Source organism: Martelella radicis (assembly GCF_014196625.1).
Lineage (GTDB): Bacteria > Pseudomonadota > Alphaproteobacteria > Rhizobiales > Rhizobiaceae > Martelella > Martelella radicis.
On the sequence record NZ_JACIDZ010000008.1, the window covers coordinates 43,039 to 63,837 of the forward strand.

General features: G+C 62.0%; 19 protein-coding genes. 16 read left to right on the top strand and 3 right to left on the bottom strand.

The genetic code is table 11. From position 1 onward, the window contains the following. Window positions 1-7 precede the first annotated feature (7 nt). The gene (locus GGR30_RS12580; RefSeq protein ID WP_183486792.1) at window positions 8-772 is read left to right on the top strand and encodes a creatininase family protein; all 765 of its coding nucleotides are present in this window, start codon (window positions 8-10) and stop codon (window positions 770-772) included. Window positions 773-835: 63 nt separating this feature from the next. Next, entirely contained in the window at window positions 836-1,657 is an 822-nt protein-coding gene (locus GGR30_RS12585; protein WP_183486794.1) for a GntR family transcriptional regulator, read from the top strand. 9 nt (window positions 1,658-1,666) lie between these two features. On the opposite strand, the gene GGR30_RS12590 is transcribed toward GGR30_RS12585, so the two are convergent. Both GGR30_RS12590 and GGR30_RS23675 read right to left on the bottom strand, forming a co-directional pair. Beyond that, window positions 1,667-3,169, bottom strand: a complete 1,503-nt coding sequence (locus tag GGR30_RS12590; protein ID WP_183486796.1) for an FGGY-family carbohydrate kinase — start codon at window positions 3,167-3,169, stop codon at window positions 1,667-1,669. Between the two features lie 63 nt (window positions 3,170-3,232). After that, window positions 3,233-4,897: an alpha/beta hydrolase fold domain-containing protein gene (locus tag GGR30_RS23675; protein WP_343066500.1), complete on the bottom strand. Its 1,665-nt coding sequence runs from the start codon at window positions 4,895-4,897 to the stop codon at window positions 3,233-3,235. 161 nt (window positions 4,898-5,058) lie between these two features. On the opposite strand from GGR30_RS23675, the gene GGR30_RS12600 reads away from it, so the two are divergent. From GGR30_RS12600 to GGR30_RS12640, 9 genes are all read left to right on the top strand, one after another. Continuing rightward, the gene (locus tag GGR30_RS12600) at window positions 5,059-5,937 is read left to right on the top strand and encodes a shikimate dehydrogenase (protein WP_183486798.1); all 879 of its coding nucleotides are present in this window, start codon (window positions 5,059-5,061) and stop codon (window positions 5,935-5,937) included. Window positions 5,938-5,959: 22 nt separating this feature from the next. Continuing rightward, window positions 5,960-7,852 (top strand): bifunctional sugar phosphate isomerase/epimerase/4-hydroxyphenylpyruvate dioxygenase family protein, encoded by a 1,893-nt coding sequence (locus GGR30_RS12605; RefSeq protein ID WP_183486800.1) that lies wholly within the window; start codon window positions 5,960-5,962, stop codon window positions 7,850-7,852. A 14-nt stretch (window positions 7,853-7,866) separates the two neighbouring features. Beyond that, window positions 7,867-8,748: an SMP-30/gluconolactonase/LRE family protein gene (locus GGR30_RS12610; RefSeq protein ID WP_183486802.1), complete on the top strand. Its 882-nt coding sequence runs from the start codon at window positions 7,867-7,869 to the stop codon at window positions 8,746-8,748. Between the two features lie 22 nt (window positions 8,749-8,770). Then, entirely contained in the window at window positions 8,771-9,757 is a 987-nt protein-coding gene (locus GGR30_RS12615; RefSeq protein ID WP_183486804.1) for a sialic acid TRAP transporter substrate-binding protein SiaP, read from the top strand. A gap of 109 nt (window positions 9,758-9,866) precedes the next feature. Beyond that, window positions 9,867-10,853, top strand: coding sequence for a TRAP transporter substrate-binding protein DctP (gene dctP / locus GGR30_RS12620; RefSeq protein ID WP_183486806.1), 987 nt, complete (start codon window positions 9,867-9,869; stop codon window positions 10,851-10,853). 66 nt (window positions 10,854-10,919) lie between these two features. After that, window positions 10,920-11,429, top strand: a complete 510-nt coding sequence (locus tag GGR30_RS12625; RefSeq protein WP_183486807.1) for a TRAP transporter small permease — start codon at window positions 10,920-10,922, stop codon at window positions 11,427-11,429. Next, window positions 11,429-12,721 (top strand): TRAP transporter large permease, encoded by a 1,293-nt coding sequence (locus tag GGR30_RS12630; protein ID WP_183487103.1) that lies wholly within the window; start codon window positions 11,429-11,431, stop codon window positions 12,719-12,721. Before GGR30_RS12625 ends, GGR30_RS12630 begins: the two co-directional genes overlap by 1 nt. A 6-nt stretch (window positions 12,722-12,727) precedes the next feature. Beyond that, window positions 12,728-13,180 carry a type II 3-dehydroquinate dehydratase gene (locus GGR30_RS12635; protein ID WP_183486809.1) on the top strand — a complete coding sequence of 151 codons (453 nt, stop codon included), beginning with the start codon at window positions 12,728-12,730 and terminating at the stop codon, window positions 13,178-13,180. Window positions 13,181-13,398: 218 nt separating this feature from the next. Beyond that, the gene (locus GGR30_RS12640) at window positions 13,399-14,361 is read left to right on the top strand and encodes an aldo/keto reductase (protein ID WP_183486811.1); all 963 of its coding nucleotides are present in this window, start codon (window positions 13,399-13,401) and stop codon (window positions 14,359-14,361) included. Window positions 14,362-14,367: 6 nt separating this feature from the next. Here GGR30_RS12640 and GGR30_RS12645 read toward each other — a convergent pair whose 3' ends face one another. Further along, window positions 14,368-15,060 (bottom strand): FCD domain-containing protein, encoded by a 693-nt coding sequence (locus tag GGR30_RS12645; protein ID WP_183486813.1) that lies wholly within the window; start codon window positions 15,058-15,060, stop codon window positions 14,368-14,370. Window positions 15,061-15,131: 71 nt separating this feature from the next. Here GGR30_RS12645 and GGR30_RS12650 point away from each other — a divergent pair, with 71 nt between their 5' ends. From GGR30_RS12650 to GGR30_RS12670, 5 genes are all read left to right on the top strand, one after another. Beyond that, window positions 15,132-16,292, top strand: a complete 1,161-nt coding sequence (locus GGR30_RS12650) for a mandelate racemase/muconate lactonizing enzyme family protein (RefSeq protein WP_210288036.1) — start codon at window positions 15,132-15,134, stop codon at window positions 16,290-16,292. A gap of 65 nt (window positions 16,293-16,357) precedes the next feature. Further along, window positions 16,358-17,602: an ABC transporter substrate-binding protein gene (locus tag GGR30_RS12655; protein WP_183486816.1), complete on the top strand. Its 1,245-nt coding sequence runs from the start codon at window positions 16,358-16,360 to the stop codon at window positions 17,600-17,602. A 54-nt stretch (window positions 17,603-17,656) separates the two neighbouring features. Further along, window positions 17,657-18,583 (top strand): carbohydrate ABC transporter permease, encoded by a 927-nt coding sequence (locus GGR30_RS12660; RefSeq protein ID WP_246413821.1) that lies wholly within the window; start codon window positions 17,657-17,659, stop codon window positions 18,581-18,583. A gap of 16 nt (window positions 18,584-18,599) precedes the next feature. Continuing rightward, window positions 18,600-19,433, top strand: a complete 834-nt coding sequence (locus GGR30_RS12665) for a carbohydrate ABC transporter permease (RefSeq protein WP_183486818.1) — start codon at window positions 18,600-18,602, stop codon at window positions 19,431-19,433. A 4-nt stretch (window positions 19,434-19,437) separates the two neighbouring features. Next, window positions 19,438-20,511, top strand: a complete 1,074-nt coding sequence (locus tag GGR30_RS12670) for an ABC transporter ATP-binding protein (RefSeq protein ID WP_183486820.1) — start codon at window positions 19,438-19,440, stop codon at window positions 20,509-20,511. Window positions 20,512-20,799 lie beyond the last annotated feature (288 nt).

The window sequence follows — 20,799 nt, forward strand, 5'->3', positions numbered from 1 at the left end:
CATCCCCTTGGCATACGATAAGACCGATATCTCGCGGCTGAACGACAGCGACATGGAAGCGGCACTGGCCAGGACGCCGGTGCTTCTTCTGCCCATCGGCGCTGTGGAAAGCCATGGCGACCACCTGCCGGCGGGGACCGACAACATTCTGGCAGTCCGTCTTGCCGAGGAACTGGTGAAGACCATCGACGGGGAAACGCCGGTGCTGAGGCTTCCGGTGCTGCCCTTCGGCCAGGTCTGGTCGCTGGCAGAAGCGCCGTGCTCCTTCGGGGTTTCCAACGAGACCGTCAGCAACACGATCGTCGAGATTGCCCAAAGCGCCGCGCAGAAGGGCATCCGCACGGTCGTGGTGGTCAATGCGCATCTCGGCAATGCCGTCGCCATCCGCGATGCGCAGCGCCGTCTGCGTGAAGACGGCATCACGCTCGCTAATTTCTTCTATCCCGGCGCCGGTCCCGTGATTGAGGACGTGCGCGAGAAGAAGGAGGCGCATGCGTCCTACATGCATGCCTGCGAGATCGAGACATCCTATGTGCTGCATCTGGCGCCCGATGCCGTCGATATGGACAAGGCCATTGAAAACTATCCGGAATTTCCGGAGGATTTTTCGACAGTCGCCTATCGCTGGACCGATTTCTCCAAGAGCCCGGTTCTCGGCGATGCACGCGCGGCAACGGCCGAAAAGGGCGAAAAAATCCTCAAGGTTGTGCTCGCCAATATGGCAAAGCAGATAGCCGTCCTTTATGCTAGGCAGTTCAACGGCAATTCCTGAGAACGCCGGATTTCTCCGGAATTGCGTCAAAGCATAAATTACGAGCTTTTTCAGGAGCCGCTCTTGCGTGCAGATGCCCCCGTGGCGAAAGACCATCGCCCGGTCTACATCCAGATTGCCGAGACGCTGAGAGCCCGGATCGTTTCGGGCTATTACGAGGACAAGATCGACGGCGAACTGAAGCTGGCCGCGCAGTGGCAGGTCAGCCGCCGGACGATCCAGCAGGCGCTGGAAATTCTGGTGCGCGAGGGTCTGCTCGTGCGCCAGCACGGCATGGGCACCTTCATCAACCGCAAGGGCGTCGAGAAGCGCTACCACGCCATCGCCTCGATCACCGAAAGCCTGGTCGGGCAGGGGCTGAAACCGGATTATTCGGTTCTGGAAAGCGGCAAGGTGGCGGCGGGCGAGCAGGAGCGGCGCTTTTTCAGGCTTGGCGACAATGCCATGGTCTACCGCCACAAGCGGCTGGCGGTCGCCGGCGGCAAGCCGCTCGCGATCGTTTCCACCAGTCTCAACCTCGATGTTCTGGAGGGGCTGGAGCTCTCCGCGCTTTCCGGTTCGCTCTACAAGGTGCTGCGTGAAAGGTTCGGCCGCACGGTCGTTGTCGCCGATGACAAATACATGCCGGTCGCAGCCGATGCCGAAATCGCCGCGCTTCTGCAAATCCCGGAAGGCGCGCCGGTGTTTCTCGCCGTGAGGGAAGGGCGCGACCAGACCGGCGGGCCGCTCGAGGTCTCGCGCATCGTCATGCTGCCCGTGCCGCTCGATATCTCCATCCGCAATGTCGGCTTTCCCGCCGCCGAGCCGGACAATCGCAGTCCGGCTGCGAGGGAGTGGACCTATACGGTCGGCTTCGGCGATTTTCGTCGGGACGGCGAGAAATAGGCTTTCGGGCTAATCGGCGACGGCTTTCAGTACGCCGAGCGCGGCCTCGCTGCCGGCCTTGAAACGCGCAAATCCCGCTTCATAGGCCTTTCTGCTTTCCGCTGACGGTTCGAAACGCGCCTTCAGCGCGAATGTCGCCGCGCAGGCTTCATCAAGGGAGGCGTAGTCGCCGATGGCGACGGCGGCGCAGAGCGCTGCCCCCTTGGCACCGAACTGCGTGCCCTCCGGCACTTCGACGGGCGCACCGGTGACATCGGCAATCATCTGCGACCAGAACGGGCTGCGCGCGCCGCCGCCAACAAGCCGGATGGAGGATTTCACGCCGCCGATCGCTTCGAAACAGTCGCGGATCGCATAGGCCAGTCCCTCATAGACGGCGCGCACCATGTCGGCCCGACGATGGTGCGGGGCAAGGCCGTTGAAGCCGGCGCGGGCCTTCGGCTCGATGCGCGGCGCAATCACGCCGGAGGCCGAGAGATAGGGAACGAAGGAAACGCCGTTCGCGCCCGCCGGGCTCTGTTCGGCAAGCGCGCCCAGCGCCTCATAGGGCGCGTCGCCGGCGGCGAGATCGGGGCAGAGCGTTTCAAGCGCCCAATCGAGCACGGTGGTGCCGGCCACATTGACCATCGACTTCATCCACCGTTCGCCCGGAACGATGAACAGCAGCCCGAGGTCGCGCGGTTCATAGACGGCGCGGTCGAAGATCACGCCGTTGAGGCAGGTCGTGCCGAGCACGGTGACGGCCTGACCCGGCTCGTGGGCGCCGGCGCCGAGCACGCAGGCGCTGGTGTCGCCTGTGCCGATGGCAACGGGCGTGCCAGCCTTCAGGCCGGTTGCCCTGGCCGCAGCCTCGGTGACCGCGCCAGCCAGCGTTTCCCCACGGGCGACCGGCGAAAGCAGATGGACATGATCCTCGATGCCGAGAAGGGCGGCCTGTCCGGGATGAAAATCGCGCGTCGTCGCCGAGCCCGGGGCCATGGCGGCTTCCGATTCATCGGTGGCGACCGCGCCGGTCAGCCGGTAGCGGATGAAATCCTTGGCCGTCAGGATATGGCGGGCCCTTGCCAGCACGTCCGGCTCGTTTTCTGCGAGCCAGGCCATCACCGGCAACGTGCAGCCGAGCTGCATCACCGAGCCGGAATGGGCGAAGACGGCGGAGATCAGGTCCGGATTTTCGGCCTGAAGCCTGTCGACGAGATCCTGCGCGCGCGCGTCGTTCCAGAGGATCGGCGGACGCAGAAGCCGGTCGTTTTCATCCAGCGCCCAGACGCCGACCATGACGCCGGTAATGCCGATGCCCCTGATCGCGGCAGGGTCGAAGCCTGTCTGTCGAAGAAGGCCGCGGATCACCCGCGTCGCGGTCTCCCAGGTCGCCTCGCCGTCAAGCTCCGACCAACCGATGGGTGCCTCGAGCAGAGACATGCGTTCGCTTGCCTCGGCCTGCTGATGTCCGTCCCGGTCAAGGAGCGCTGCCTTGATGACCGAGGTGCCGATGTCAATTCCAAGATACATGCGAGCCAATATGACTTGTCTATATATGTAGTCAAGTCAAAACTCGTTTCTTGAGGCAGGCTTTCAGCCCGGGGCGCCGGGCGTGAGGAAGACCTCGTAGAGCCAGTCGCTCATGATCCTGAGCTTGTCCTCGGCTGCGGTGCAGTGGCTCTGGGCGCGCAGATAATCATGGACGAGGCCTTCGCCTTCGTCGACGGTCACGCTGACGCCCCCCCTTTGCAGCGCTTCGGCGTATTGCGCTGCGCTATCGCGCATCGGGTCGTTGGCGGCAAGCGCGAGGAAGGTCGGCGGCAGGCCTTCGTGTCGCTCCGCCCGAAGCGGCGCGGCCATTGGATCGGATGAAAGCAGGGCCGTATCGGGACAATAATGCCGGGCTGCCGTTTCCACGTCTTCAAGGCGCAGCAGCGGCCCGTCGGCGTTCTGCCGGCAGGAGGGCCGCGTGAGATCGAAATCGAGGATCGGATAGATCAGCAGCGCGGCGCGCAGCGGCAATTTTGCATCCCGACAGGCGGTCGCGGCGGCAGCCGCGAGGTTCCCGCCGGTCCCGTCGCCGCCGACCGCGATGCGCGCCGCGTCGATGCCAAGGCGCTCGGCCTGTTCGCGCGCCCAGGCGATGACGGCGAGCGCTTGCTTCAGCGCTACCGGATACGGGTTTTCGGGCGCGAGCGCATAGTCCACCGAGATCACCGTCTGTCTGGTCCATGAGGCGAGGCGCGCGGTCGTGTCCCAGTGGCTTTCGGGGCTGCCGCGCCAGAAACCGCCGCCATGGAGATAGACGAGCGCCGGCTGTGGACCGCTGCCCTGGTGTCTGAAGATGCGGACGCGGACGGGGCCGCCATCGCTGTCGATCCAGTCTTCCCGGTCCGTTTCGATATTGGGCGGCGTCGGCAGCCGGAGATTGCGGGCGATCGAATTGTAGAGCACGCGCCTTGCCTCGAGCGTCGTTGCCTCCGGCAGGCTGTTTTTCTGCGCCTCGAGCACTTCGAGGAAACGGTAGATGCCGGGATCGATCATGCGCGGCTTCGTCTGCGGCGGCTTTTCGACATCCTCCGGCGAAAGCCCCGGCTTCATCACGAAGCGCAGCACCATGTCGCCGGTATGCCGCCTCAGCATTTCCTGGCCCTTGGGCTCGAACAGGTCGGGGCCGAAAATGTTGGAGAAGGTCGCGCGGTTGGAGACGTTGAAGACGGCCAGCGCGGAAATGTGCCAGTGCAGTTCGAGCGCCGTCAGGCCGGGCCGGAACAGGCCATCATCGCAGCCGCGCCTGTAGATCTCCTCCAGAAGCCGGATCGCCGAGCTGTTCTGTCCCGAGATCATCTCCGACTTCGACATGTGACGGCCTTCGTGAATGTTCTCGACCATTACCAGCCGCACGAAATCGCGCTCGCGGCTGTGGTGGTCGAAAGTGAACTCCGTCAACTGCCGCAGGGCTTCGACGGGATGAAGGCGGCCGAGGTCGAGCGCGTCCTCGGCGCGTCGCATGCGTGCATAGGCGTCCTCCAGAACCGCGCGGTAGAGGCCTTCCTTGTCGCCGAAATAATAATAGATCATCCGTTTCGAGGTTCGGGTCCGGGCGGCGATCTCATCCATCTTGGCGCCGGACAGGCCGTGAGCGACGAAGACGGCGCGGGCTGTCTGAAGGATGTTCTCGCGCACGGCTTCGGGATTCTGCTTCCAGCTTCGCCGTGACGTCATGTCCGGTTGTTCATTGATCTGGCCCTTTGCCAATTTCTCTCCTCCCCTCGATCCTTCCCTTGCGGGTCTACTGCAAAGCAGGCGATTGCGCGACCCTCAAAAAACAAAACTAACCGATCCGAACATTGCCTTGACATAATTAACCGAGTTGAACAAAATCAAAAACAGGAGATTGTTTGGGAGGACGCTTCTGCATGGATGTCACACGGGCACGCTCGCCACGCGCCGGTTCCGGTCATAGCTTCAGAGCCGGTCTTCTGGGCAAGGGCATTGGCGGCTCGCGCACGCCGGGCATGCATATGGCCGCGGCCAGGGCGCTCGGAATTGACTATCGCTATGATTTCATCGACGCGCTCGAACGCGACCTGCCGGAGGATGCCGGCGCGATCCTCGATGTGCTTGAAGCCGAGAGTTATCGCGGCCTAAACGTCACCTATCCCTTCAAGCAGGCCGTTATTCCGCATCTCGACGCGCTTTCCGAAGAGGCGCAATTGGTCGGCGCGGTTAATACCATTGTTTTTGAAGGCGACCGCCGCATTGGACACAATACCGATTGCTGGGGCTTTGCCCGGAGCTTTCGCGAGGGTCTGGCGGAAAATGTCGCGCGCGGTCGTGTGCTGCTTTTGGGCGCCGGCGGAGCTGGCGGGGCCGTGGCGCATGCACTGCTCGACGAAGGCATCGGCCGGCTGCTGATCCTCGATCCCGACGAGGCGCGCGCCGGCGCGCTTGTCGATAGCCTTGCGCATCATTTCAGCGCTGAAAGGGTCGAGGCCGCATCAGGCGTGGAGGTTGCCGCCAGTGTCGACGGGATCGTCAACGCCTCACCGGTTGGCATGGAGAAACTGCCGGGCTGCCCGCTTCCCGAACGGCTGATCTCGCCCGGCCACTGGGTCGCAGACATCGTCTATTTTCCGCCCAGAACGGAGTTGATCGTCGCCGCCGAAGCGAAGGGATGCGCGGTGTTGCCGGGCACGGGCATGGCGCTCTGGCAGGCCGTTCGCGCATTCGAACTGTTCACCGGGGAAGAGCCCGATATCTCCGAAATGATGCCGGCCCTCATGGCGGCATCGTGAGCGGGAAGGGAAGAGTGACGGGATGAAGACCTCAATCGCCACCGTTTGCATTGCCGGGGACCTGCAGGAAAAACTGGGGGCGATCGCCGCGGCCGGCTTTGACGGCATCGAAATCTTCGAACAGGATTTCATCGCCTTCGACGCTTCGCCGCGCGATGTGGGGCAGATGGTTCGCGATCACGGGCTGGACATCACGTTGTTCCAGCCGTTCCGCGATTTCGAGGGGTTGCCTGAGCCGCTGCGGACACGCGCCTTCGACCGCATGGAGCGCAAGTTCGACCTGATGCAGGAACTGGGCACCGATCTGGTGCTGGTCTGTTCGTCAACCCATCCCGAAGCGCTCGGCGGCATTGACCGCATGGCCGGCGACTTCGCCGCACTTGGAGAGCGGGCGGCGAAACGCGGGCTGCGCGTCGGCTTCGAGGCGCTGGCATGGGGCCGGCATGTTTTCGATCATCGCGATGCCTGGGAGGTCGTCCGCCGCGCGGATCATCCCAATATCGGGCTCATCCTCGACAGTTTCCATACGCTTGGGCGTGGAATCGACCCCGATTCGATCCGCCGTATCCCCGGTGACCGTATCTTCTTCGTCCAGCTTGCCGATGCACCGATCATCGAGATGGACCTGCTCTACTGGTCGCGGCATTTCCGCAACATGCCGGGCGAGGGGGACCTCGACGTCGTTTCCTTCATGCGCGCGGTCGCGGCGACAGGTTATAGCGGGCCGCTTAGCCTTGAAGTGTTCAACGATCAGTTCCGCGGCGGCAGCCCGGGCGCGATCGCGCGCGACGGGCATCGCTCGCTCGTCTACCTCATGGATCAGGTCCGCCGGCTGGAACCGGCCAATGCCTTCGGCCTTTCGGACATGCCGCCGCGCATTTCTACGCGCGGCGTGTCCTTTGTCGAATTCGCGGCTGATGAGACGGAAGCGGCCGACGTGGCCGGCATTCTGTCGACGCTCGGCTTCAGGCGGGCGGGCCGGCACATCGCCAAGCAGGTCGAGGTCTGGCGGCAGGGCGATATCCGTGTGGTCATCAATACCGAGCGCGAAGGCTTTGCCCACAGCGCCCATATCGTGCACGGCCTCAATATCTGCGATATCGGGCTTACGGTGGAAAGCGCGAAGGATACGGTCACGCGGGCCGAGGCGCTTGGCATCGTGCCCTTCCGCCAGCCGGTCGGCGCGGGCGAACTCGATATTCCGGCCATTCGCGGCGTTGGCGCCGGGCTGATGCATTTCATTGATGACAGCAGCGGCCTCGCGGATGTCTGGGATACGGAATTCCGCCCGGTGGACGATGAGACGCCGGCGCGCGCTGCGGGGCTCAAGCGCATCGACCACATCGCCCAGACGATGAATTATGAAGAGATGCTGACATGGTCGCTGTTCTACCTGTCGCTGTTTGAAACCGAGAAATCGCCGACCGTCGATGTCGTGGATCCCGGCGGACTGGTGCGCAGCCAGGCCATCCAGTCGCCGGACGGCGCGCTGCGCGTCACCCTCAACGGCGCGGAAACGCACCGCACCTTTGCTGGTCGCTTCGTTGCCGACAGTTTCGGCTCGTCGGTGCAGCATGTCGCCTTTGAGACCGGTGATATCTTCGCCACGGCCGAGGCGCTTGCGGCAAACGGCTTTGCGGTCTTGCCAATGCCGGACAACTACTATGACGACCTTGTTGCGCGACTTGCGGTCGCGCCGGAGATGGTCGAGCGCCTACGGGGCCACAACATTCTCTATGACGAAGACAAGAACGGAGCCTATTTCCAGCTTTACAGCCGGCCGTTCGGCGACGGCATCTTCTTCGAGATCGTGGAGAGACGCGGTGCCTATTCGGGCTATGGCGCGGTCAACGCGCCCTTCCGCACCGCCGCGCAGCGCAGGCTGATGCGGCCGGCATCGGTGCCGCGGCGATGACGGGGAGGCGGCTGATGGAACCCAGGGTGGAATGCGTTCAGACCGTCGAGGCGCGACTCGGGGAAACGCCGCTGTGGTGCGAGCGCACGCAAAGGCTGGTGTGGATCGACATCGAGGAACCGCGCCTGTTCCGGCTTGATCCGGCAACCGGCAAGGCAAGCGTCAGCACGCAGGCCTCGACCTATCTCGGCTGCCACGCCCTGACTCGCTCGGGACTTCATCTGATCGCACGCGATCTGGAACTGGTGATGGAAGATCCGGAGACGGGCCGGTCGGAGCCCTTCGGGCGCGTTCCCGACGAGGCTTTGCCCGCGACAAGGCTGAATGACGGGCGCGTCGACAGGAACGGGCGGCTTTGGATCGGGACGATGGACAATGGGCTGAACCAGGGGCTGGGGCGGCTTTATCGCGTCGATGCCGATGGCGCGTTCACGCCCTTTTACGACGATGTGATTGTGGCAAACGGCATCGCCTTCGACCCCGGCGGGCGTCATATGTATTTCACCGATACGCGCAGGCATCTGACATGGAAGATAACGCTGGACGAGGCCGGAGAGCGGCCGGTCTCGCGCACGGTCTTCGCCGATTACAGCGCCGGCGGTGAACGTCCCGACGGCGCCTGCGTGGATGCCGATGGCTGCCTCTGGCAGGCCTTTTTCGCGGGCGGCGCGATCGTGCGCTATACGCCCGATGGCCGGATCGACCGAAAGATTGGTTTGCCGGTGACCAATCCGACCTGCCTTTGTTTCGGCGGCCCGGATTACAAGACGCTGTTCGTCACCACAGCGTACAAATTCTTGAGCGAGGAACAACGCGCAGACGAGCCGCTCGCCGGCAGCGTTTTCGCTATAACCGGAGCGGGCCAGGGGGTGGCCGAGCACCGTTTCGATTTCTAGGGATGCTGAGGAGGAGGATAATATGACATTTCACAGCAAAATCAGGAGGCTGGCAATAATAACGGCCGTCGCGGTAATGACGGCGGCCGGCGCGCAGGCGCAGGACAGGATCGAACTTCTCTATTCCGACGTGACTTCGGCGGATGTGCCGCGGTCCGAGGCGATGACCGGTATCTTCGCCGATGAGATCAGCGACGACTTCGACCTGAAGGCGCATTTCAACGGCACGCTGGTCAAGCAGGGCGCGGAACTGGTCGCCGTCCAGCGCGGCAATCTGGATCTGGCCATTCTGCCGCCGTCGGATTTTGCCGAACAGGCGCCGGCATTCGATATTCTCGGCGCGGCCTACGTCGTACGGGATGCAGACCATCTGATGCGGATCTTCAACAGCGATGTCGGCGATTCCTTCCGCGAGATGGCGCGCGAGAAGATGGGGGTCGAGATCCTTGCGCCCGCCTATTACGGCCGCCGCCAGGTCAATGTCGTCGGCGACGAGAGGATCATGACGCCCGAAGACATGGCAGGCATCAAGCTACGCATGCCCGGCGGCGATAGCTGGCAGTTCCTCGGCAAGGCCATCGGCGCCAATCCTGTGCCGATTCCCTATCCAGAGGTCTACACCGCCCTGCAGACCGGCGTCATCGATGGCCAGGACAACCCGCTTCCCAATGACAAGGCGATGAAGTTCTACGAGGTGACGGACCAGATCGTGCTGACCGGGCACAATGTCGGTTTCGGCATGCTGATCATGAGCGCGGACCGCTTCGACAGCCTGAGCGAAGCCCAGCAGCAGACCCTGCGCGACGCGGCCGAGAAGGCGTTTACCTGGTCGAACGCGCAGTACCTGAAGCAGGAAGACGAGTTGGTATCCTTCTTCAAGGACCAGGGTCTCGATGTCTACACCCCCGATGTCGAGGCGTTCCGTGCCTACGCGCAGAAGCAATATCTCGATTCGGACATGTCCGAGCACTGGCCCGAAGGCATGCTGGACAGGATCAACGGCCTTTGAGGAGGGAAAGGCCAGCCCCCGCAATTCAAGTGAACGTGCGATGCCTCGCGCGTCAATGAGGACATTCCGCGATGGGAGATCGCCGGGATGAAAACAGGAGGAGAGAGAAATGATCAATCGCAGAACTCTGTTGGGCGCCGTCGCCGTCATCGGCATGGCGTTTGCAAGCGCGGCCCCGTCGCTGGCGCAGGACGCTCCGCAGAAGCTACGCTTCTCGGCCGTGTTCTCCGAGCAGGACATTCGCGCGGACATGATGAAACAGCTTGAGGAAGACGTGTCGGCCATGGCAGACCTCGAGCTCTACTACGGCGGCAACCTGTTCAAGCAGACAACCGAGATCATCGCCATCCAGCGCGGCAATCTCGAAATGGGCAATGTTTCGCCGCAGGATATCGCCACGCAGGTTCCGGCCTTTTCCATTCTGACCTCGGCCTATCTTTTCCGCGATGCCGAGCATCTGAATGAATTCTTCAAGAGCGATGCCGGCGCCGAGATGAAGGCCCTGGCCGAAGATCAGCTCGGCATCCATATTCTCGGACCGACCTATTTCGGCACCCGCCAGGTCGGGTTGCGCATCGACAAGAAGATCAACACGCCGGAGGACATGGCGGGGGTGAAGCTCAGAATGCCGGGCGGCGACGCATGGCAATTCCTTGGCCGCGCGCTCGGCGCCAATCCCACGCCCATGGCCTATGCCGAGGTCTATACCGGTCTTCAGACCGGCGCGATCGACGGACAGGACAATCCGCTGCCGAACGTCGAGAACATGAAGTTCTACGAGGTGATGGATCAGATCGCGCTGACCTCGCATCTGGTGGGGTATGATCTGCTGGTTATCTCGCAGGATGCGTGGGATTCTTTTACCGATGAGCAGAGGGCCGAGTTCGAGGCCGCCGCCGACAAGGCGATCGCCTGGAGCACCGAGCAGCATCTGAAGCGCGAAGGGGAGCTTGCCTCCTTCTTCGAGGAGCAGGGGCTGGATATCTACACGCCCGATGTCGACGCCTTCCGCGCGCATGCGCAGGAGATGTATCTGAATTCCGACCTGTCGAAGGACTGGCCGGAAGGCATGCTCGACCGCATCAACGCGCTCTGAGCGGCTCCAACATCAACGACCGTATCCGGCTTTTCCGGATACGGTCCCGCCTGAGGCAGAACAACCTTGCAAAGACTGAAGCAAATAGGCGCGTGGCTGCACCGCAGGGCTGAAAACATCGCCGCTTTGATGCTGGCGATCATGTTCTGCGCCTTCATCGTCCAGGTGGCCTTCCGCTATCTTCTGAACCTGCCGATCGGCGGAGCGTCGGAACTCACCATCCTGATGTGGCTTTGGCTCGTGCTCTGGGGCGCGGCCTTCGTCCTTCGCGAATCCGACGAAATCCGCTTTGATTTCGTGCTCACGCTCGCCAGCCGGCGCGTGCGCCGCGTCATGTCGCTTCTGGCGGCCGGCGCGCTTCTGTTTCTCTACGGTTATTCCCTGCCGGCGGTGTGGGATTACGTGACCTTCATGAAGGTCCAGGACACGTCCTATCTCGATATCCGCTATGATTATGTCTATTCGATCTACATCATCTTCGCCGTGGCCGTTCTGGTGCGCTATGCTTGGCTGTTCTGGAGCGCTCTGACCAACCGCTATGTCGAACATTCCGAGTTCGGGGAGCCCGACGAATGATGGACCCCTTCGCGCTCAGCGTCATCTCGATCATTCTTCTGGCGCTTCTCGGGCTGCCGGTCGGCCACGCCATGATCGCCTCGTCGATCCTCTATCTGATGCTTGCCGGCCTCGACATGGGGACCGCGGCCGAGCAGATTCTGAACGGGCTGTTTTCAAGCTATATCCTGCTGGCGGTGCCGCTCTTCATTCTGGCTGCTGAACTGATGAATTCCGGCAGCATGACGCTGCGCCTTCTTGCCTTCTGCAATGCCTTTGTCGGGCGCTTCCCGGGCGGTCTTGCACTCGTCAACGTCGCCCAGAGCATCATTTTCGCGGGCATGTCGGGTTCCGCTCTTGCCGATGCGGCGGGCACCGGCAAGATGATGCAGAAGATGATGACGGATGGCGGCAAATATCCGCCCGCCTTCGCCGCCGCGCTCACCGCCTCCACCGCCGTCATCGGGCCGATCATTCCGCCGTCGATCCCGATGGTTATCTATGCGCTCGTGTCGGATGCCTCGATCGGCTACCTCTTTCTTGCCGGCGTCGTGCCGGGCCTTCTGATGGGGCTGGTGCAGATCGTGATCATCGTCACGACCGCCAAGCGCCGGGCTTTTCCGGTGGAGGATCCGGTGCCGATGCGCAGGCTGCCCAGGATCGTCATCAAGGCCTTCCCTGTGCTGATGATGCCGGTCGTGCTTTTGAGCGGCATTTACGGCGGCGCCACGACGCCGACAGAGGCGGCGGCGATCGCGGCGCTCTATGCTCTGGTTATCTCCGCATTGCTGTACAACAGCGTTAGCGTGAACGCAGTCTACCACTCGCTGCTGTCGAGCGCGCGCACCACCGCTTCGATCGGCATGCTGATCGCCGGCGCGCTGGTCTTCAATTATGTGGTGACGATCGAGAATGTGCCGACGGCGCTCAGCCAGTGGCTGGCAGGCTTCGATCTGACGCCGGTGATGTTCCTGCTGATCGTGAACGTCATCCTGCTTGCGCTCGGCTGCCTGCTGGAGGGCACGACGGTTCTTCTGGTGATCGTGCCGGTGTTCATCCCGACCGCCAACGCGCTCGGGATCGATCTCGTGCATTTCGGCGTCGTCTGCGTGGTCAATATCATGCTGGGCCTGATCACGCCGCCCTATGGGCTGCTGCTCTTCGTCATGTCCAGCATATCGGGAAAATCCCTGCACGCGATCATTCGCGAGATCCTGCCCTTCCTGGTGGCGCTCCTTGCCGCGCTGCTCCTGATCACGCTGTTTCCGGACATTTCGCTCTGGCTGCCAAGGCAGTTCGGCTACAAGGGATAAGTTGCGATGAACAAACCGATCTATGTCCTGAACGGGCCCAATCTGAATCGGCTCGGCCTGCGCGAGCCGGAGATCTATGGCGCGACGACGCTGGCCGAGGTCGAGGCGATGTGCATGGAGGCCGCCGGCGAGGAGGGATTGGTGTTCCGCCAGACCAATTCCGAAGAAGAGATGATTGCATGGATCCACGAGGCGATCGATGCTTCGAGCGCGCTTCTGATCAATCCGGCCGCCTTTACCTTCTATTCGATGGCGATCATGGACGCGTTGAAGATGTATCCCGGTCCGATGATCGAATTCCACATCTCCAATGTCCACAAGCGCGAGCCGATCTATCACAATTCCCTGGTCTCCCCCGTGGCGACGGCGGTGATGGCTGGCTGCGGCGCACGCGGCTATCCTCATGCGGTGCGCATCCTGCGGGAAATGGTAGCTGAGACGTTCCCGTCGGATCAATAGCGGCAACAGGGGACGGCCCCTTGCCATCGGGAGTTTGCCGCCTTTTTTTGGGAAAAAAGCGCGATCCTTCCTGGCCTCTGACTGGCCTCCAGCCCGAACCGCGCTTGCCAAAATGGCCTGTCGCTGCGGCCCGGAAAGCGGCATCGTCGGAAACGGGCCTTGTCATCTTCTGGCATCAGATATATCAATCATGATAATTGATATCTAAGGAGGTGCCTTTGACGGAGGTTGGGCAAAGAGCGCAAATCGCCTTTGGCTGCGCGGCGTTGGCTGGTCTTTACGCGCCGGTTTCCGCCGATGAAGCTCATGATGTGCTGGCGGCAGCATGGGATGCCGGGATCCGCCGTTTCGACACGGCGCCCTTTTATGGCCTTGGCCTTTCGGAGCGCCGCGTCGGCGATTTCCTCCGCAGCAGGCCGCGCGCCGATTTCACCCTTTCGAGCAAGGTCGGCCGGCTGCTGGAGCCGCTGAAAGGCGATGTGCCGGACCCGCCGCTTGGGCATTTGCGAAACGGCGTGCGCTACGACTACAGCCATGACGGAATCCTGCGTTCCCACGAGAAGAGCCTTGCCCGACTCGGTCTCGACCGGATCGATATTCTCTACGTTCACGACATCGGTGAGTTTGCCCACGGACCCGAGGCGAATGCGCGTCACATGAAGGACCTGACCGGTTCGGGCCTGAAGGCGCTTGAAAGGTTGAAGAGCGAGGGTGCGATTGACGGCTTCGGCCTTGGCGTCAACGAAACGGAGGTCTGCCTCGAACTGATGAAGCACGCGCATTTCGACGAGATCCTGCTCGCGGGGCGCTATACGCTGCTCGATCGCTCGGCCGAGGCGGCGCTTCTACCGCGCGCGCAGACTGCAGGAACCCGGCTTGTCATCGGCGGCGTGTTCAATTCTGGCATTCTGGCGACCGGGCCGGGGCCGGACGCGCACTTCAACTATGAGCCGGCAACGCCTGAGATCAAGGAGAAGGTCGCCGCGATCGCCGAAATTGCCGGCAGGTACGGTCTGGCCCTTCCGGAAGCGGCGATCAACTTTCCGGCGGATCATCCATGCGTCTCGCACATCCTGATCGGGACGGGCAAACGCAGCAGTCTGATGCGCAACCTGAAACAGTTCGGGCGGGCGCTTCCTCAGGAATTGCTAAACGAAATCAAACCTTTCACCATCCGCTGATTCTCGTCAATAGAGTCCCATATGACGGCGCAGAGCCGCATCGAAATGCGCCCGAACGGCGTCTTCGGCGGCCTGGACGTCGCGCGCCCGACAGGCCTTGAGGATCGCCATATGCTCGTTCAGCGAGCGCTGGGCGAGCGGCGGCGTCATCTTCCGGTCGAGCCGCACAAGCCGCAGATAGTGATGCATGCGCTTGTAGCTGGAATTGATCAGCGGGTTGTCCAGGGCGCCGATGATTGAATCGTGCAGCGCCGCCTCGAGGTGCTCGATCTCCGCCAGAGCATCCGCGTCAAGACCGGTCTGGCCGATCTTCTCGGACAGCGTTTCATGCTCGTTGAGCAGAGCCGCGATTTCGTCGTCGCTGGCCGTTTCGGCGAAGACCTTCACCGCCGCGCACTCAAGGATCGTGCGATACTGATAGGTCGAGCGCGTCAGCTCCAGCCCTGGTTTGACGAATTCGATGCCGGAGCGTGGGTGAATGGTCAACACGCCTTCCACTTCCAGAACCCGTAGGGCATCGCGCAGCGGGGCGACCGGTATGTCCAGCATCTCGACAAGCTGGTTCTGCGAGACGAAGGCGCCGGCCGGCAGCTTCTTCGCGAACAGATGTTCGAGAATTCGCTCATAGGCAACATCGCTGAGACGTTTTGCGCCATGGGGCTCGGCGGCGCCGGAATTTGACAATTTCGAAGAAACCACTTGCCTCTCACCCTCAGTATCTATATTACATCCATCATCTGATATATCAACTATCGGGAATAGTCTACCAGATGCCCATGCCTATAGCGAGCTTTCGTATCACACGCTACCAGTTTCGTCGTCATCGTCCGATTGGCGACAGTCAGGTGCGTGCCGATGATGTGCATGTGGCCGCGCTGGAATTGATCGCCGAAGATGGCACCGTCGGACTGGGGTTCATCCAGTCGCTGTTCTTTCCCCTCCCGTCGCAGGCGGAACTGACGCGGATTTTCGCGGCGGAAGTGTTTCCTGGACTTGAGGGCGAGCAGGCGGGCGCGCTGGTGCACCGCATTGCGAGGCCGCGCGGCGGCAGGCAGCGCGCCGCCTCCATTCCGGCCCACGAGGCGGTGCAGGTCGCGCTCTGGGACATGTTTGCCAAGCAGCTTGGCATGCCGCTCTACAAACTACTTGGCGGCGGTCACAAGGATCGGGTCCGCGGTTACGCCTCCGGGCTGGACTTCCACCTGAGCGATCACGAATTCAGCGAGCTTTTCGGAGCGGCGGATGAACAGGGTTTTTCCGCCTTCAAGATCAAGGTCGGGCACCCTGATTTCGAGTGGGACCTGCACCGGCTTGCCCTGTTGAAAAAGGCCGTGCGCGCAGGTGCCGAGATCATGATCGACGCAAACGAGGCCTGGGGCGCGAAGGAAGCGCTCGTCAAGATCAACGCGATCGAAGCGCTTGGCTATCGCCTCACCTGGGTCGAGGATCCGATCTTGCGCTCGGATTTCGCCGGACTGAGGATGCTGTGTCAGGCGACCGGCAATACGCTGATCAATTCCGGCGAATATCTCGATGCCTCCGGCAAGCGGGCGCTGATGACGGCGGGGGCGACCGACATGGTCAACGTTCATGGCCAGATCACCGACGTCATGCATGTCGGCTGGCTCGCCGCCGAACTCGGCATACCTGTGTCGCTCGGCAACACCTTTCTGGAGGTCGGCCTGCACCCGGCTCTGGCCCTGCCGGAGGTCGAGTGGGTCGAATATTCGTTCCAGAATTTCGATCATCTTGTCGAGGAAACCTTTGAAATCCGCGACGGCTATTTCATCGCGCCGGAAAGACCCGGCCACGGGTTGGTTCTTGATGAAGCGACGCGCGAGGAATGGGCGCGCCCGGAAATTGTCGCGGCTGACGCCATCGGGCCGGTTCCGCCCGGTTCCGCGCCTGAGATTTCGGCCGCATCGGCCTGAACCAGTGACCGGCCGGCGGCGCCGAGGAGCGCCAGGGCTGCCGGAAACGAAAGAGGGAGGAGAAAATGATGCATATCGTGAAACTGTCCATGGCGGCGGCAGCCATGACTGCCATCGCGGCACCTGCAATTTCCGCCGAACTGACCGTCTGGGACTGGAAGTCCGGCGATCCGGCTGCCGGCAGCTATATCCAGGCGGCGAAGGAAAAATTCGAAGCCGATAATCCCGGCGACACGGTGAAATTCGTCATGCAGCCGCATGACCAGTATTACACCATCCTCGGAACGGCGCTCGCCTCCGGCAAGGGCCCGGACGTGTTCCTGCTGCATGGCGGCGCGCAGACCCGCGCCCGCATTCCGGCCCTTCTCGATCTTTCCGCCCACAATGAAAATCTTGTCGGCACGGAAGAATTCCAGGGCGAGGACGGCAAGCTTTACGCGCTGCCGATCACCATTCAGGGCTTCGTCGTCTATTACAACAAGGAACTCTATGCCGATGCCGGGCTTGACCCGGAAAGCCCGCCGCAGACCTTCGACGAACTGGTCGCTGTCTGTGAAGCGATCAAGGAAAAGGGCGATGTTCCCTGCTTTGCCATGGGCAACAAGGAAGGCTTCGGCGCCGAGTTCCTGCTTTCGGCACTGGCCGCCTCGATGCTGACCGAAGAACAGCAGCAGGCCTTCGCCGATGGCACGCTCACATGGTCGAGCCCGGAGATCAGCGCGATCCTTCAGACCTGGGTCGATCAAGGCGAAATGGGCTGGTACAACAAGGGCGCCAATTCGCAGGCCAAGTTCATGGACGAATACGAGCAGTTCATGCGCTCCGACGCGGCCAATGTCATCGGTCTGGTCTCCGACATCGCTCACTGGAAACAGTTCGACGATTTCCTGGGCGCCGACAATCTTGGCGTCTTCATTCATCCCGCACCGGAAATGGCGTTCGATCAGCCGCGCATGCCGGTCGCCGGCGGCATCGGCTATGGCGTCAACAAGGACAGCGAAAATCTCGAACTGGCGGAAAAGCTCGCGGCGACGCTTGCCGATCCCGAGCCGGTCGCCGTCTTCGTCAATGATGCCGGCGTCGTCCCAGCCAGCACGGTTGTCGATACCTCGAGCCTTTCGAGCCCTTCGGTCATCAAGATCCTCGGTTTCCTGAACGAGCAGAGCGCGCCGATGGCTCACTCCAACGTCACGGCCGAGGAACTGGCCGAATGGCACCGCCAGAGCCAGCTTCTGCTGAACGGCGACACCACGGTCGAAGAAGCCGCCAGCCGCATGGATGATGTGCAGGCGAAGGCCCACGGCGGCTGATCATCCCTCTCATTTCAACGACCGACCTGCGGGGCTTTCTGAGGCCCCGCAGTCATGACCAAAGCAATCGGGATCCAGATTATGGCCAAGGACCAGACAGCAACACGTCACCGTCACCGCCTTGGGGCGGAGCGGCGCTTTGCCTATTTCTGCATCCTGCCGCCGATCATTCTGGTGCTGGTCTTCCGCATCGTGCCGCTGATCTGGGGCTTCTTCCTGTCGCTCACGGATTCGACCGGCTTCAACGACGCGTCCTTCATCGGTCTGGAAAACTATCGCGAGATGGCGGTCGATCCGAATGTTCATGCCGCGGCCCGCAATACCGGCATCCTGATCCTGTCGCTGCCGGTCTGGATCATGCTGCCCATGCTTTTTGCAACGCTCATTCATGTGGGCGTGCCGGGCGGCAAGCTCTACCGCTCCGTCTATTTCTTCCCCGCCGTGCTTTCGAGCGTCATCGTCGGTTCGATCTTCAATATCGTGCTGCGCTATGATGGCGGCCTCAATGCCCTTCTTGGCATATTCGGCATCGAAGGCGTTGACTGGCTCGGCAGCGGCTCGACCGCGCTCCTGTCGCTGTTTTCCGTCCAGCTCTGGGCGACCTTCGGCATGAGCCTGCTGATCTTTCTGGCCGGGCTTTCGACGCTGTCATCGGAGATGCTGGAGGCGGCCAGGCTCGACGGCGCCAAGCTCTGGCAGACCTGGGTCTATGTCATCATCCCGGCGATGATGCCGATCATCGAATTCGTCGCGGTCGTCACCACGATCGGCGTTCTCACCAACATGTTCGGCCTGATCTATGTGCTGACGGCCGGCGGGCCGGGCACGGCGACGACGCTGCCGGAATTCCTGATCTGGCTCGAACAGGGGCAGATGAACAGACCGGGCTATGCCGCCTCGCTGTCCATGGTGCTGTTCGCGCTGATGGGCGGCATCGCCTATCTGCAGATCCGCATCATGAACCGCAACGCCAACGTCTGAGGAAAGGGCAATCAGCATGGCTCAGGCCGGCAACAAGCAGAAACGGCTGCTCTGGGTGGTTTCCGTGCCCATGGCGCTTCTGGCGCTCAGCTGCGTCTACCCGGTGTTTTTCGCGATCAACAATGCGCTGAAGACCAACAAGGGCTATATTCTCGATCGTTTCGGGATCGTATCGGAGCCGACATTGATGAACTTCATCAATGTCTGGAACCGCTCGGGCCTGTCGGCCTATTTCTTCAATTCCGTCATTGTCACGCTCGGCGCGGTGCTGGCGCTTCTGGTGATCTCCTCACTTGCGGGCTTCGCCTTTGCCGTGCTGCGCTTTCCACTCAGGAAGCTGATCTTCGTGGTCATCCTCGCTTCGCTGATGATCCCCGTGCAGGTGGTGCTGGTGCCGTTCTACCAGACGATTATCGGTCTCAATCTGCTCAATACGCGTATCGGGCTGATCATCTCCTATACGGCATTCTTCCTGCCGTTCTCGGTCTATCTGATGACCTCGTTTTATTCCGGCCTGCCGCGCGAACTGGTGGAGGCCGCCCGCATCGACGGGGCGAAGCTGATCCAGATCTGGTGGCATGTCATGGTGCCGATGGGCAAACCGGCCCTGATCACGCTCGGCATTCTCAACACGCTTTACTGCTGGAACGACGTGCTGATCTCGCTGCTCGTCCTGCAGGACAAGCGCACGCTGATGGTCGGCATCGCGGCGTTGCGCGGCGAATACACCACCAATGTGCCGCTGCTTTCCGCCGGCATCGTCCTGGCGGCAGCGCCAATCGTCATTCTCTACATCGTATTCCAGCGCCAGATTGTCAGCGGCATCGCCGTCGGCGCGGTGAAAGGCTAATTCCATGGCTCAGCTTGCACTTTCCGATATCCGCAAGTCCTACGGCTCGGTCGATGTGATTCATGGCGTTTCACTGGAAGTGGAAAAGGGCGAACTTGTCGTCTTCGTCGGCCCGTCGGGCTGCGGCAAGTCCACGCTGTTGCGCATGATAGCAGGGCTTGAGGAAATCTCCGGCGGAGACCTGACGATCGGCGGCAAGCGCATGAACGATATCGAACCGGCGGATCGCGGCGTGGCGATGGTGTTCCAGTCCTACGCTCTCTACCCGCATATGAGCGTGTTCGACAATATGAGCTTCGGCCTCAGGATGACGCATCATCCCAAGGCGGAGATCCAGGAAAAGGTCGGTCGCGCCGCCGATATCCTGCAATTGACCCCGCTTCTCGACCGCAAGCCCTCGCAACTCTCCGGCGGCCAGCGCCAGCGCGTGGCGATCGGGCGGGCGATCGTGCGCAATCCGGACGTGTTTCTGTTCGACGAGCCGCTCTCCAATCTGGATGCGGAGCTTCGGGTGCAGACCCGGGTCGAAATCGCCAAGCTGCATGCGGCACTGGGCAACACGATGATCTACGTCACCCACGACCAGACCGAGGCCATGACGCTTGCCGACAGGATCGTGGTGTTGCGCGGCGGGCGGGTCGAGCAGATCGGCGCTCCGGTTTCACTCTATCACGACCCGGACAACCTTTTCGTTGCGGGCTTCATCGGCTCTCCGCGCATGAATTTTCTGAAGGCCGTTGCGAATGGCGATGGCTCCGTCACCGTTGCCGGCATCGATGTCAGGCTGCCGACCCTGGAGCGCCCGCTGATCGCCGGCGAGGAAGTAACCTTCGGCATCCGGCCCGAGCATCTCGACGCGGAAACCGGCAGCGCCTTGTCGCTGACGGTCGACGTGTCGGAGGAGCTCGGCGCAACGACCTATGTTTATGGCACGGTTGGCGACGGCGAGGCTGTCATCGCCGAACGCCGGAACCATGAGACCCCGTGCCATGGCGACACGATCACGCTGAGCTTCGATCCCGCCAATGCGCGGCTGTTCGACGGAGACGGCGTCCGGATCCGGGAGGCTGCAGTTTGATGCGGCAAAGAACGCGGCGCGCCGGTGACCTCGGGCAACCACGGCGCTTCCTCCTAAAGTCCCGAGGTCCCGGTGCACCGCGAACCTGAGTCGCGGCGCAGGTGGCGTTTCTTGCAAGACTGCTTGCCGCTATCGGTTCGTTGGCTAGTTTGCTGACAGACCTACCGTTTTTACCGACGTCATCCTCGGGCTTGTCCCGAGGATCTAACCACCTATCCGCACGAGTAGCGTTGGCGTTTCGCAATGGATTTCACCGAGACGCTTGTCGCATCGATATGTGCATAGATG